Source organism: Streptomyces sp. NPDC127114 (genome assembly GCF_042677525.1).
GTDB lineage: Bacteria > Actinomycetota > Actinomycetes > Streptomycetales > Streptomycetaceae > Streptomyces.
The window spans coordinates 15289-28224 of the sequence record NZ_JBHXTJ010000053.1 but is presented as its reverse complement, the minus strand read 5'-3'; the positions used below and the strand labels follow the sequence as shown (position 1 = coordinate 28224).

Annotated in this window: 17 protein-coding genes and 1 pseudogene; 16 read left to right on the top strand and 2 right to left on the bottom strand. The window is 72.7% G+C overall.

Features of this window, described 5'->3' with window-relative positions; genetic code table 11:
• Positions 1–13: 13 nt before the first annotated feature.
• From ACFVGS_RS33250 to ACFVGS_RS33240, 3 genes are all read left to right on the top strand, one after another.
• Complete coding sequence (locus tag ACFVGS_RS33250; protein WP_385695759.1) at positions 14–1189, top strand: alpha/beta fold hydrolase; 1176 nt, start codon at positions 14–16, stop codon at positions 1187–1189.
• 10 nt (positions 1190–1199) lie between these two features.
• Positions 1200–1700, top strand: a complete 501-nt coding sequence (gene tsaE, locus ACFVGS_RS33245; protein WP_385695756.1) for a tRNA (adenosine(37)-N6)-threonylcarbamoyltransferase complex ATPase subunit type 1 TsaE — start codon at positions 1200–1202, stop codon at positions 1698–1700.
• A 111-nt stretch (positions 1701–1811) separates the two neighbouring features.
• Complete coding sequence (locus ACFVGS_RS33240; RefSeq protein ID WP_384423021.1) at positions 1812–2012, top strand: hypothetical protein; 201 nt, start codon at positions 1812–1814, stop codon at positions 2010–2012.
• Between the two features lie 54 nt (positions 2013–2066).
• Here ACFVGS_RS33240 and ACFVGS_RS33235 read toward each other — a convergent pair whose 3' ends face one another.
• A complete protein-coding gene (locus tag ACFVGS_RS33235) occupies positions 2067–2636 on the bottom strand; it encodes a hypothetical protein (protein ID WP_385695752.1) in 570 nt (189 codons plus the stop codon).
• A 109-nt stretch (positions 2637–2745) separates the two neighbouring features.
• Here ACFVGS_RS33235 and tsaB point away from each other — a divergent pair, with 109 nt between their 5' ends.
• From tsaB to ACFVGS_RS33190, 9 genes and pseudogenes are all read left to right on the top strand, one after another.
• Complete coding sequence (gene tsaB, locus ACFVGS_RS33230; RefSeq protein ID WP_384423024.1) at positions 2746–3414, top strand: tRNA (adenosine(37)-N6)-threonylcarbamoyltransferase complex dimerization subunit type 1 TsaB; 669 nt, start codon at positions 2746–2748, stop codon at positions 3412–3414.
• A gap of 17 nt (positions 3415–3431) precedes the next feature.
• Positions 3432–3917 (top strand): ribosomal protein S18-alanine N-acetyltransferase, encoded by a 486-nt coding sequence (gene rimI / locus ACFVGS_RS33225; RefSeq protein WP_384423042.1) that lies wholly within the window; start codon positions 3432–3434, stop codon positions 3915–3917.
• Positions 3907–5010, top strand: a complete 1104-nt coding sequence (gene tsaD / locus ACFVGS_RS33220) for a tRNA (adenosine(37)-N6)-threonylcarbamoyltransferase complex transferase subunit TsaD (protein WP_384423026.1) — start codon at positions 3907–3909, stop codon at positions 5008–5010. The genes rimI and tsaD overlap by 11 nt, the downstream gene beginning before the upstream one ends.
• A 23-nt stretch (positions 5011–5033) precedes the next feature.
• The gene (locus ACFVGS_RS33215) at positions 5034–5276 is read left to right on the top strand and encodes a hypothetical protein (protein ID WP_384423044.1); all 243 of its coding nucleotides are present in this window, start codon (positions 5034–5036) and stop codon (positions 5274–5276) included.
• A gap of 46 nt (positions 5277–5322) precedes the next feature.
• Positions 5323–6177: a polysaccharide deacetylase family protein gene (locus tag ACFVGS_RS33210; protein ID WP_385695749.1), complete on the top strand. Its 855-nt coding sequence runs from the start codon at positions 5323–5325 to the stop codon at positions 6175–6177.
• An 83-nt stretch (positions 6178–6260) separates the two neighbouring features.
• Positions 6261–6617: a hypothetical protein gene (locus tag ACFVGS_RS33205; RefSeq protein ID WP_385695746.1), complete on the top strand. Its 357-nt coding sequence runs from the start codon at positions 6261–6263 to the stop codon at positions 6615–6617.
• Entirely contained in the window at positions 6610–6882 is a 273-nt protein-coding gene (locus tag ACFVGS_RS33200) for a hypothetical protein (RefSeq protein ID WP_385695744.1), read from the top strand. Before ACFVGS_RS33205 ends, ACFVGS_RS33200 begins: the two co-directional genes overlap by 8 nt.
• A gap of 14 nt (positions 6883–6896) precedes the next feature.
• Positions 6897–7337: pseudogene (locus tag ACFVGS_RS33195) on the top strand (RNA polymerase subunit sigma-24); the annotation flags it as partial.
• 26 nt (positions 7338–7363) lie between these two features.
• A complete protein-coding gene (locus ACFVGS_RS33190; protein ID WP_385695742.1) occupies positions 7364–8056 on the top strand; it encodes a hypothetical protein in 693 nt (230 codons plus the stop codon).
• Here ACFVGS_RS33190 and ACFVGS_RS33185 read toward each other — a convergent pair.
• The gene (locus ACFVGS_RS33185; RefSeq protein WP_385695739.1) at positions 8001–9185 is read right to left on the bottom strand and encodes a methyltransferase domain-containing protein; all 1185 of its coding nucleotides are present in this window, start codon (positions 9183–9185) and stop codon (positions 8001–8003) included. The genes ACFVGS_RS33190 and ACFVGS_RS33185 overlap by 56 nt on opposite strands.
• Before the next feature lie 260 nt (positions 9186–9445).
• Between ACFVGS_RS33185 and ACFVGS_RS33180 the strand changes: the two genes are divergently transcribed.
• The 4 genes from ACFVGS_RS33180 (at position 9446) to groL (ending at position 12843) form a co-directional block, all read left to right on the top strand.
• Positions 9446–10399 carry a polysaccharide deacetylase family protein gene (locus tag ACFVGS_RS33180; RefSeq protein WP_384423035.1) on the top strand — a complete coding sequence of 318 codons (954 nt, stop codon included), beginning with the start codon at positions 9446–9448 and terminating at the stop codon, positions 10397–10399.
• The gene (locus tag ACFVGS_RS33175) at positions 10396–10611 is read left to right on the top strand and encodes a hypothetical protein (protein ID WP_385695736.1); all 216 of its coding nucleotides are present in this window, start codon (positions 10396–10398) and stop codon (positions 10609–10611) included. The genes ACFVGS_RS33180 and ACFVGS_RS33175 overlap by 4 nt, the downstream gene beginning before the upstream one ends.
• Before the next feature lie 174 nt (positions 10612–10785).
• Positions 10786–11094, top strand: coding sequence for a co-chaperone GroES (groES, locus tag ACFVGS_RS33170; protein ID WP_066995800.1), 309 nt, complete (start codon positions 10786–10788; stop codon positions 11092–11094).
• A 117-nt stretch (positions 11095–11211) separates the two neighbouring features.
• Entirely contained in the window at positions 11212–12843 is a 1632-nt protein-coding gene (gene groL / locus ACFVGS_RS33165) for a chaperonin GroEL (RefSeq protein ID WP_384423038.1), read from the top strand.
• The last annotated feature ends 93 nt before the right edge of the window (positions 12844–12936 follow it).

The window sequence follows — 12936 nt, the reverse complement described above, 5'->3', positions numbered from 1 at the left end:
GGAGGAGGACGCCGTGGGCGAGGACACCTGGCGGCGTGCGGGCTGGGCCGGTGCCGCGATAGGCGTGCTCGCGGCCGGCGCGGCGGCCGGCGTCGCCATCGAGCGGCTGACGGTGGGCCGTGCGGTACGGGAGAAGGCGCGGCTCGCGCTCGACGCCGAGGGCCCGTACGGCGCCCTGCGCGGCACTCCGGGGCGGGCGGTCGCCGACGACGGGACCGAGCTCTACTACGAGGTGGACGAGGTCGACCCGGCGGCCGCCGACGCGGCGCTCACCGCACCGAAGGCCGCCGCCTCCCGCAGGCGCAGGCTCTTCGGGCGCAAGGCGCCCGCGCCGGTCACCGTCGTCTTCAGCCACGGCTACTGCCTCAGCCAGGACTCCTGGCACTTCCAGCGCGCCGCCCTGCGCGGCCTGGTCCGCACCGTCCACTGGGACCAGCGCAGCCACGGCCGCTCCGGGCGCGGGCCCGACGGGGTGACCGTCTCCATCGACCAGCTGGGCCGCGACCTCAAGGCGGTGCTCGACGCCGCCGCGCCCGAGGGCCCGCTGGTCCTGATCGGGCACTCCATGGGCGGGATGACGCTGATGGCGCTCGCCGACCGCCACCCCGAGTTCGTCCGCGAGCGGGTCGTCGGCGTCGGCTTCGTGGGCACGTCGTCAGGGAAGCTCGGGGAGGTCAACTACGGGCTGCCGACGGCCGGCGTCAACGCGGTGCGCCGGGTCCTTCCGGGCGTGCTGCGGGCGCTCGGCTCGCAGGCCGAGCTGGTGGAGCGGGGCCGGCGGGCCACCGCGGACCTGTTCGCCGGGCTGATCAAGAAGTACTCGTTCTCGTCGAAGGACGTCGACCCGGCCGTCGTCCGGTTCGCGGAGCGGATGATCGAGTCGACCCCGATCGACGTCGTCGCGGAGTTCTATCCGGCCTTCGCCGAGCACGACAAGGCGGCCGCCCTGGCCGCCTTCCGCGCGGTCCCGGTGCTGGCCCTCGCCGGCGACCACGACCTGGTGACGCCCAGCTCGCACACCGAGGCCATCGCCGATCTGCTGCCGGACGCCGAGCTGGTCATCGTGCCCGACGCCGGGCACCTGGTGATGCTGGAGCATCCCGAGGCGGTCACCGACCGGATCGCCGATCTGCTCGCCCGGGCCGGTGGGGTGCCGCACCCGGAGAAGGCGGGTTCCGGCAGCGGATAGGTTGGCGGGCATGGACACACCGCACATCCAGGCCACCGTCGAGGTCGACTCGCCCGAGCGGATGCAGGAGCTCGGCCGCCGCCTCGCGAAGCTGCTCCGTCCCGGCGACCTCGTGATGCTCACCGGCGAGCTCGGCGCCGGCAAGACCACCCTGACCCGCGGCCTCGGCGAGGGCCTGGGCGTCCGGGGCGCGGTCACCTCGCCGACCTTCGTGATCGCCCGGGTCCATCCCTCGCTCGTGGACGGGCCGCCGCTGGTGCACGTCGACGCGTACCGGCTCGGCGGCGGTCTCGACGAGATGGAGGACCTGGACCTCGACGTGTCGCTGCCCGAATCGGTGGTCGTGGTCGAGTGGGGTGACGGCAAGGTCGAGGAGCTGACCGACGACCGGCTGCACGTCCTGATCCACCGCGTCGTGGGAGACGCCGTGGACACAGTCGACGACCGGCGCACCGTCGTGCTCAACGGGATCGGCGGCCGCTGGGCCGACGAGGACCTCTCGTTGATCTGAACGTACGTAGGTTCCGACAACGTGTCGGGAAAATGTTGCGCGGGTGCTCCGAACCGTGGTCACATGGATGCACGAGCTTGGTTAGGTGTACCTAACCTACGGGAGGCAGGCATGGTGACGCCGGAGCGCGCGGAACGCACAGCGGACACGGTCCCGGGCGCGACCCCGGACATGGTCTCGATGCGCGACCTGCTGGCCTCCTGCGCCGCGGCGAGCGCCGTCTCGACCCCGCCGCGCGAGCCCGGAGCCCCGACGACGGAGGACGAGGAGCGCGGGACCGTGCCGCCCCTCGTGCACGACGAGGCCGCCTGAGCCCCGGGCCGCCACGGCCCGGGCGACGCGCGGCCCCGTACCGCAGGACAGGCCCTACGAGACGACGACGACCTTCGAGCCGATCGACGCGAACGTCCACATCGCGTCGCCGTCCGCGCGCTTCATCCGGATGCCGCCGGTGCGCTTCGACGGGTCCGGCTTCGGCGTCGAGCCGTCCACGGCCGCGCTGAAGCCGATCGACACGTCGTGCACCGTCGCGAACCGCACCACGTGCTCGATCTGCACGCCGTCCGAGCCGCGCACCGCGCCGGACCGCGAGGTCACCGCGTAGCTGCCCGGCGGCGGCGAGACCGTGCTGGGCATCACCGAGAAGGTCTGCATGACCTGGTTCTTCGCGTCGACCAGCCACACCCGGCGGTCCCTCAGCGCGTACACCACGCGCTCGCCCGTACCGGAGTTCACCGGCAGCGCCAGCGGGTCCTTCGCCGACGGCGTCGGCTTGCCGCTCGGCGCGGCCGAGGGCGCCGCACTCGTCTTCGACGGCTTCGCCGCCAGTTCGGCCGGCGACGGCGCGGTGGCCGAGGCCTGATAGGCGAGGACGCCGATCACGGCGACGGCCGCCACGGTGAGCCCGGCCACGAATCCCGAGCTGCTCCTTGCCACCGCGCGCCCACCTTCTGTCGTACCTACGTATCGGTGCCCGACCGTAGCAGCCGTCCCCCGGGTCGGGCGGGGCGCCGCTCCCGCTGCCACGGCGCCGTAGGCTGTTCGCGTGCTCTTGCTCGCCATGGATACCGCAACACCCGCCGTGACCGTCGCCCTCCACGACGGTGAGACCGTCGTCGCGCAGTCGAGCCAGGTCGACGCCCGCCGGCACGGGGAGCTGCTGCTGCCCGCCGTCGACCGGGTCCTGAAGGAGGCCGGGCTGACGCTCGACGCGGTGACCGGTCTCGTGGTCGGCGTCGGCCCGGGCCCGTACACCGGACTGCGCGTCGGCCTCGTCACGGCCGCCACCTTCTCCTCCGTGCTCGGTGTGCCGGTGCACGGTCTGTGCACGCTCGACGGACTCGCCTACGCCGCCGGGCTCGACGAGCCCTTCGCGGTCGCCACGGACGCGCGCCGCAAGGAGGTCTACTGGGCGCGGTACGACGACTCCCGTACGCGCGTCTCGGAGGCGTCCGTCGACCGGCCCGCCGACATCGCCGAGCAGCTCGAGGGGCTGCCGGTGGTGGGCGCGGGTGCCCGGCTCTACCCGGACGCCTTCCCGGACGCCCGCGACCCCGAGCACCAGTCGGCCGCCGCGCTCGCCGCCCTCGCGGCCGAGAGGCTGGCCGCGGGCGGCGAGGGCGCGGAGGCCGGCTTCCTCGACCCGCTGCCGATGTACCTGCGCCGCCCCGACGCGCAGGTGCCGAAGAACTACAAGGTGGTCACCCCGAAGTGACGACCGTGCTCCGTGAGATGCGCTGGTGGGACCTGGAGCCCGTGCTCGCGCTCGAAGCCGAGCTCTTCCCCGAGGACGCCTGGTCGGAGGGAATGTTCTGGTCGGAGCTGGCGCACGCCCGCGGGCCGCGCGCGACCCGTCACTACATCGTCGCCGAGGACCCGGCCGGCGGGCGGCTCGTCGGCTACGCCGGGCTCGCCGCCGCCGGCGGACTCGGCGACGTGCAGACCATCGCCGTCGCCCGCGACCAGTGGGGCACCGGCCTCGGTGCCCGGCTCCTCACCGACCTCCTCCAGGCGGCGACCGCGTTCGAGTGCGAGGAGGTCCTCCTCGAGGTGCGCGTGGACAACACGCGCGCCCAGAAGCTCTACGAGCGCTTCGGCTTCGCGCCGATCGGCTTCCGCCGCGGCTACTACCAGCCCGGCAACGTGGACGCGCTCGTGATGCGACACACCGTTCAAGCAACTGAGACTGAAACTGGGACTGATTCCGATGGCTGCTGACGAACCGCTCGTACTCGGCATCGAGACGTCCTGCGACGAGACCGGTGTCGGCATCGTCCACGGCACGACACTCCTCGCGGACGCCGTCGCCTCCAGCGTCGACACCCACGCCCGCTTCGGCGGCGTCGTGCCCGAGATCGCCTCCCGCGCGCACCTGGAGGCCATGGTCCCGACGATCGAACGGGCCCTGAAGCAGGCCGGGATCACCGCGCGCGACCTGGACGGCATCGCCGTCACCGCCGGCCCCGGCCTCGCGGGCGCGCTGCTCGTCGGCGTCTCCGCCGCCAAGGCCTACGCGTACGCCCTCGGCAAGCCGCTGTACGGCGTCAACCACCTCGCCTCGCACATCTGCGTCGACCAGCTGGAGCACGGCCGGCTGCCCGAGCCGACGATGGCGCTGCTGGTCTCCGGCGGGCACTCCTCGCTGCTGCTGTCCAGCGACATCACCTCCGACGTGCGGCCGTTGGGCGCGACCATCGACGACGCCGCGGGCGAGGCCTTCGACAAGATCGCCCGCGTGCTCGACCTCGGCTTCCCGGGCGGCCCGGTCATTGACCGGCTCGCGAAGGAGGGCGACCCCGAGGCGATCGCCTTCCCGCGCGGTCTGACCGGCTCGAAGGACCCGGCGTACGACTTCTCCTTCTCCGGTCTGAAGACGGCGGTGGCCCGTTGGATCGAGGCGAAGCGGAACGCGGGCGAGGACGTGCCCGTACGGGACGTCGCCGCGTCGTTCCAGGAGGCGGTCGTCGACGTGCTCACCCGCAAGGCCGTCCGGGCCTGCAAGGACGAGGGCGTCGACCACCTGATGATCGGCGGCGGCGTGGCCGCGAACTCGCGGCTGCGGGCCCTCGCCGAGGAGCGCTGCGAGCGGGCCGGCATCCGGCTGCGGGTGCCGCGGCCGGGCCTGTGCACCGACAACGGCGCGATGGTCGCGGCGCTCGGCGCGGAGATGGTCGCGCGCGGGCGGTCGGCCTCCGACCTGGAGCTGTCGGCCGACTCCTCGCTGCCGGTGACCGAGTCGCACGTGCCGGGCGCGCACGTCCACGACCACGACCACGTGCACGAGGTCAGCAAGGAGAACCTGTACTCGTGACGTCGACGACGACGGTCACCCTGATGTGGGAGGCGCGCGCGGCCGAGGGCCGCGGCGCCGAACTCCTCGACTGGGCACGGGCGCAGCGGCTCGCGGCCGAGCCGCTGCGCCGCGAGACCTTCCGCGCGCCGCAGGACCGGGTCCTCGTCCTCACCTGGTGGGAGACGGCGGACGGGCTCGACGCCGAGCTGCCGGAGCTGCCGGAGCCGGACGCGGGTCTGGTCACCCGTCCGGTCCACCGATGGCGCTTCGAGTCAGTCGGATAGTCGTACCGGAGGCAACCTTTCGTCCGGAACGGGCATCCCACAGCGCGTGAAGAAGACCCTCGCGCTGTGGGCGGCGCTGACCGCCGTTGCTCTGTTCGCGACCGGCTGCACGTCGGCGGCGGACGCCGACACCCCCGACCGTACGGCCCCGGCGTCCGGCTCCGCGGCCCCCTCGGCCGGCAACAAGGCCCCGGACGCGCCGGCGGCGCCCGGCCGGCGGGCCGCCGCGTACCGCAAGTGGGGCCTGGAGCCCTTCGCGGAGCCGCCCGCCCCGCCCGCGAAGAAGCCGCAGACCCGGACGGCCGGCGGCCAGGTGCCGGTCATCAGTGACATCCCGACCAGCGAGAAGATCGTCTTCATCACGATCGACGACGGCGCGGAGAAGGACCCCGAGTTCGTCGCGATGATGCGGGACCTCGACGTGCCGGTGACGATGTTCCTCACCGACTCCGCGATCCGCGCCGACTACGCCTACTTCGCGCCGCTCGTCGCCCAGGGCCACGGCCTCGCCAACCACACCCTCACCCACCCCAACCTGCGCACCCTCTCCCGGGATGCCCAGCGCCAGGAGATCTGCGGCCAGCAGGAGAAGCTGGCGAAACGATACGGCGAGCGCCCGCGGCTCTTCCGCCCGCCGTACGGCAACTGGAACGAGGACACGCGCGCGGCGGCGAAGGAATGCGGCGTGGACGCGATCGTGCTGTGGCGCGAGTCCATGCAGATCCAGAACATGCAGTACCAGCGCGGCGACCGGAAGCTCCACCCCGGCGACGTCATCCTGGCCCACTTCCGCGGTCCGTCCGAACTCAAGGGCCGCACGATGACCCAGATGATGACCAACCTGCTCCGGCACATCCAGGAGCAGGGCTTCACCGTGGCGCGTCTGGAGGACTACGTCTGAAAGTCGCCCGATCGGGCGACTGCTCCGGATTCCCGGTCGCTAGGCTTGACGCACGGTTCACCATCCGGGCCATGGGAGAACACATGACCGCGAGCGCGTCCGATCAGCCGCTGATTCCACAGCCGCCGTCGACCGTCGCCGCGCTGCGCCAGGCTGTGGCGCAGATCGCGCCGGCGGCGCTACCCGCGTTCACGCGTGAACTGGACCAGGCGGCCGATCAGGCACGTCTGGGCTCGGATCTCGGTCCGCTCCGCCGCTTCATCGCCCATTGGGCGGTCTTCGTCCAGATCCAGCGCCTGCCCCGGCTGGCCTCACGCTTCAGGGAGCTGGAGGCCCAGGTCGCGGCCGGTGACGCGGACGAGGTCCGCGCGGCCGCCGCCCAGCTCGGCCGCATCCTGGACGAGGCGCGGGAAGCCGTGTCGGGTACCGGCGGTGAGTGAGGACTGGCGCTGGGAGTACGACCCCGACAGCGAGCACGTGGCGGGAGGAATCCCCGCCGGGGTCGTCGCCGAGGTCGAGCGACTGACTGCTCAGCTGGTCGAACTCGCCCGGATGGGAGTGGACGTCGGCGATCAGGGCGACGGACCGCGGCCGGGGGGACTGCGGCGCATGGATGCGGCGGGCGGATGGTTCTACTTCCTCGCCGCGCCGAGGGCCCGCCTCATCGTCATCGTCCGGATCATCCCGCCGTTCGACAGCCTGTGAGCCGAGCCGGTAACGGCCTCGCCGCCCTGGAGCGGGCCGTCGCGGTGGGCGGCGCCACCGGTCCGTACGCCCTCCAGGCCGCCATCGCCGTCTGCCACGCGCGGGCGGCGACCTACGAGGAGACGGACTGGGCCACCATCGCCGCGCTCTACGGGCGGCTCGCCGCCGTCGCGCCCTCACCGGTCGTCGAGCTCAACCGGGCCGTCGCGGTGTCCATGGCCGAGGGCCCGGCCGCCGGTCTCGCCCTCGTCGACGCGCTCGCCGCCGCCGCGGGGCCCGCCCTCGACCGCTACCACCTGCTGCCGAGCGTCCGCGGCGACCTCCTCGCCCGGCTGGGCCGGACCGAGGACGCGCGGGCGGAGTTCGAGCGCGCGGCGGGACTCACCCGCAACGAACGGGAGCGCGCCCTGCTGCGCGAGCGGGCCCGCGAACTCGGCCCGGAGCCAGGGGCGTAGACGGTGCCTGGGTAGGGTCTTCCACCATGTCCCCGCGCATACCGATGCCTCCGCCGCCCCCGCCCGCCGAGATCCAGAACTGGCCCGACCGCGAGGCGCGGCTCGTCGACCGGGCGGTGGCGCTCGACGCGCTGGGGCGGCGGCTGCTCGGCGGCGGGCGGCTCGCGCTCTTCCTGGCCTGCCTGCTGCTGCTCCAGCTCGGCTGGGGGATGGTCGGCGTGCTGCTCACCTCGCTCGGCGGCGCGATCCTCGACCCGATCGCGATGCTCGTCGGCCTGATCGTGGCCGCGCTCGGCATCGGCGTCCTCGCGCCGGCGGTGTGGCTGACCGTGCGGTCCGTGCGGCAGGACCGGATCGCGCGAGAGCGGCTCGTCCAGTGGGCGGTCCTCGACCGGCACGGGCCCACCGACGCGCGGCTGCGGGCGCCGGTCCTGAGCGTCTCCTGGATGCTGCTGTCCGCCGCGATGTGCGGCATCGGCCTGTGGCTGGGCTTCGCCGTCCCGGCCGGCACCTCCCGGGACGCCGACGGCATCGGCCTGGACGGCGGCTACGGCCTCGTCGCGTACGGCATGGGCGTCGCGCTCATCCTCTGGATCAACGGCCTCATCGGGCTGACCAAGGCCGTCTCCCACTACCGCCTGGCGCTCCGGGTCACCGGCCCGGTCACCCGCCGGCAGGACCCCCGATCAGCATCGTCGGAGCCCCCGCGACCCGAGTGAGCAGCACCGTCGCCGAGTTCGGGCCCTTGGGCTTCACCCGGCGGCGGATCTCCTCGGGTTCGACGGCCGAGCCGCGCTTCTTCACGGTCAGCGTGCCGACCTCGCGCTCCCGCAGCAGGGCCTTCAACTTCTTGAGGTTGAAGGGGAGTTCGTCGGTGATCTCGTAGGCGGCGGCGTACGGCGTGGGCCGCAGCTCGTCCGCGGTGACGTACGCGATGGTCTCGTCGACCAGTCCGCCGCCGAGCTGCTCGGCGACCTCGGCGACCAGGTGTGCGCGGATGACGGCGCCGTCGGGCTCGTACAGATAGCGGCCGACGGGCCGGACCGCCGGGTCGGGCAGCGCGCGCCCGGTGAGCGACGCGCCGCCGGGCAGGAGCGTGGCGCGGCGGGCGCCCGGCTCGGTGCCGAACCAGAGCACGGCCTCCTTCACGTCGCCGCCGTCCGAGATCCACTCCGCCTCGGCCTCGTCCGGCACCGCCTCGTGCGGGATGCCGGGCGCGATCTTCAGGGCCGCGTGCGGCGCCTTGCGGGCCGCCTCGACCGCCCAGGAGAGCGGCGGCGAATAGGCCTCCGGGTCGAAGATGCGGCCCCGCCCGCCGCGCCGCGCCGGGTCCACGAAGACGGCGTCGTACGGGCTGGTGTCGATCTCGGTCACGTCGGCGCAGCGGACCTCGATGAGGTCCGTGAGGCCGAGGGCGGCGGCGTTGGCGCGGGCCGCCTCGGCGGTCAGCGGGTCGCGGTCGACGGCGAGCACGGAGATCCCGGCGCGGGCCAGCGCGATCGCGTCGCCGCCGATGCCGGAGCACAGGTCGGCGACGGCGCGCACGCCGAGCGCCCGCATCCGCTCCGCCCGGTAGGCCCCGACGCTCGCCCGTGTGGACTGCTCGACGCCGTTGGGCGTGAAGTACATCCGGTGGGCGTCCTCGGCGCCGAACTTGGCGACCGCGCGCTGCCGCAGCCGGGCCTGCCCGAGCGCCGCCGAGACCAGCTCGGCGGGGTGGTCGCGGCGCAGTCGCGAGGCGACCGCCAGCTCCTGGGCGGGGTCGTAGTCGCGCAGGGCGTCGAGGAGGGCCTGCCCCTCGGGGGCGAGCAGTGCGGTGAAGGCGGCGAGGTCGGTCACCCCTCCCATTCTGGCGGGTCCCGTGGCACCGGGACCGGTCCGGGGTGCCGGGCCCCGGCCTTCCCGGACGGGCCCCGGCCTTCCCGGTCGGGCCCCGGCCTTCCCGGTCGGGCCCCGGCCTTCCCGGTCGGGCCCCGGCCTTCCCGGTCGGGCCCCGGCCTCCCCGGACGGGTGCGGTCCGGACGGGTGCGGGCCGGCCGGGGGACGGTGGGCGGCCGCCGGTGGTGTCGGCGGCCCGGAAGGGCGTGCCGCTGACAGGATGCGGCGCCATGCAGCTTGTCAGACAAAAGGAACAGAAGCCCCTCTTCCGGGGTGTGCGGGCGGTCGGGGCCGCCCTGCTCGTCGGCGCGCTCGGCGCCGCCTGTGCCGGGCCCGCCGCGGAGGACCGGCCCGCCCCGGCCGCCCCGGCCGCCCCGGCGGGCCCGGCCAAGCCGGCCGCGGGCCAGCAGCCGCGCGTCGAGGGCGCGGCCGGCGCGCTCGACGCGTACGTCCAGCGGGTCCGCAAGGCGCGCGCCGCCAGGGTCGCCGCCGCGAAGAAGTGGGGCCTGGCCCAGCCGCCGCTCGAAGCGCCCGAGCCGCCCAGGGTGAAGCCGAGGATCACCACCCGCAAGGGCTTCGAGACCAAGGGGACGGACCTGCCGCCGGTCTTCACCACCGTGCCGACCAAGGAGAAGATCGTCTTCCTGACGATCGACGACGGCGCGGAGAAGGACCCCGAGCTGCTGCGGATGATGAGCGACCTGAAGATCCCGTACAGCGCCTTCCTCAGCAACTACCTGGTGAAGGGCGACTACGGTTACTTCAAGAAGATGCAGGACGCCGGGGTGTCCCTGCACAACCACACGCTCACCCACCCCTATCTGCCGGGCCTCGACTACGACGACCAGAAGCGGCAGATCTGCGGGATGCAGGACGTCATCGAGAAGCGTTACGGCAAGCGGCCGCCGCTCTTCCGGCCGCCGTACGGCAACTACAACCAGGACACCCTGCGCGCGGCGAAGTCCTGCGGCGTCAAGGCGGTCCCGCTGTGGGCGTCCGAGGCCTTCCCCGACCACATGGAATGGCGCGAGTGGGACCGGGACCTGCACCCCGGCGACATCATCCTCACCCACTTCCGGGGCAAGCAGGACTGGAAGGGCAGCATGCCGGACATGATCCGGAGGGTCATGAAGACGGTCACGGCCAAGGGGTACGCGGTGGCGAGGCTGGAGGACTACGTATGAGCCGGGCGCGCCGGCTGACCGCCGCCCTGGCCCTGACCGGCGCGCTGCTCGCCGCCGTCCCGGCCTGTGCCTCCTCGGTCGACCCGATCGAACGGCTGGGCCGCAAGGCCGCGGAGAAGGTGAGCCCGCTCGTACGGAACCACAAGATCCGCCCGAGCGTTCCCCCTCTCCGGGAGGAAGCGGCACCGGCCCGTCACGCCACGGGGTCGTGAATTGGCACTCCGCTTGACCGAGTGCTAATCGCGGTCATAGTCTCGGCTCTGGCACTCCCCGAAGGAGAGTGCCAACACAGCGACGGGCAGGTCCGGCACCCGCGACGACGGATCCACCTGGTCGCCACCTCAGACAGTTAACCCCGTGAGATCTCCGAAGGGGGAGGTCGGATCGTGACGACCACCAGCTCCAAGGTTGCCATCAAGCCGCTCGAGGACCGCATCGTGGTCCAGCCGCTCGACGCGGAGCAGACCACCGCCTCTGGCCTGGTCATCCCGGACACCGCGAAGGAGAAGCCCCAGGAGGGCGCCGTCCTCGCCGTGGGCCCGGGCCGCTTCGAGAACGGCGAGCGCCTTCCGCTCGACGTGAAGGTCGGCGACGTCGTGCTCTACAGCAAGTACGGCGGCACCGAGGTGAAGTACAACGGCGACGAGTACCTCGTCCTCTCGGCTCGCGACGTGCTCGCGATCATCGAGAAGTAAGTCACCCCAAGGCACCTGCAGAGATGCTTTGAACTGCGCCCCTGACCCCCTGGTTTCTCCGCGGGCGTCCAGGGGCGCAGTTTTTTCAACGATTTCCGAGAGGGCTGAATCGCTCCCATGGCGAAGATCCTGAAGTTCGACGAGGACGCCCGTCGCGCCCTTGAGCGCGGCGTCAACAAGCTGGCCGACACGGTGAAGGTGACGATCGGCCCCAAGGGCCGCAACGTCGTCATCGACAAGAAGTTCGGCGCCCCCACCATCACCAACGACGGTGTCACGATCGCCCGCGAGGTCGAGATCGAGGACCCGTACGAGAACCTCGGCGCCCAGCTGGTGAAGGAGGTGGCGACCAAGACCAACGACATCGCTGGTGACGGCACCACCACCGCCACCGTCCTCGCCCAGGCCCTGGTCCGCGAGGGTCTGCGCAACGTCGCCGCCGGCGCCTCCCCGGCCGCCCTGAAGAAGGGCATCGACGCCGCCGTCAAGGCCGTCTCGGACGAGCTGCTCGCCACCGCGCGCCCGATCGACGACAAGTCCGACATCGCCGCCGTCGCCGCGCTCTCCGCGCAGGACCAGCAGGTCGGCGAGCTCATCGCCGAGGCGATGGACAAGGTCGGCAAGGACGGTGTCATCACCGTCGAGGAGTCCAACACCTTCGGACTGGAGCTCGACTTCACCGAGGGCATGGCCTTCGACAAGGGCTACCTGTCCCCGTACATGGTGACCGACCAGGAGCGTATGGAGGCCGTCCTCGACGACCCGTACATCCTGATCAACCAGGGCAAGATCTCCTCCATCCAGGACCTCCTGCCGCTGCTCGAGAAGGTCATCCAGGCCGGTGGCTCCAAGCCGCTGCTGATCATCGCCGAGGACGTCGAGGGCGAGGCCCTCTCCACCCTCGTCGTCAACAAGATCCGCGGCACCTTCAACGCCGTCGCCGTCAAGGCGCCCGGCTTCGGTGACCGCCGCAAGGCGATGCTCCAGGACATGGCCACCCTCACCGGTGCCACCGTCATCTCCGAGGAGGTCGGCCTCAAGCTCGACCAGGCCGGTCTGGACGTGCTGGGCACCGCCCGCCGCGTGACCGTCACCAAGGACGACACCACGATCGTGGACGGCGCCGGCTCCTCCGAGGACGTCCTCGGCCGCGTCAACCAGATCAAGGCCGAGATCGAGGCCACGGACTCCGACTGGGACCGCGAGAAGCTCCAGGAGCGCCTCGCGAAGCTGGCCGGCGGCGTGTGCGTGATCAAGGTCGGCGCCGCCACCGAGGTGGAGCTGAAGGAGAAGAAGCACCGTCTGGAGGACGCCATCTCCGCGACCCGCGCCGCGGTCGAGGAGGGCATCGTCTCCGGTGGTGGCTCCGCGCTGGTCCACGCCGTCAAGGTCCTCGAGGGCAACCTCGACAAGACCGGCGACGAGGCCACGGGTGTCGCGGTCGTCCGCCGCGCCGCCGTCGAGCCGCTGCGCTGGATCGCCGAGAACGCCGGCCTCGAGGGCTACGTCATCACCGCGAAGGTGGCGGAGCTCGACAAGGGCCAGGGCTTCAACGCCGCCACCGGCGAGTACGGCGACCTGGTCAAGGCCGGCGTCATCGACCCGGTGAAGGTGACGCGCTCCGCCCTGGAGAACGCCGCCTCGATCGCCTCCCTGCTCCTCACCACCGAGACCCTCGTGGTGGAGAAGAAGGAGGAGGAGCCGGAGAACCACGGCCACAGCCACGGTGGCCACGGCCACTCCCACTGAGGCCCGTAGCTGACCACCGAGGCCCGGTGGTAGCGGCGCGGGAGGACCGGGGCTGGGGGCGTGGTACGGTGGGGGGGGGGCTGGGGGCTGCGC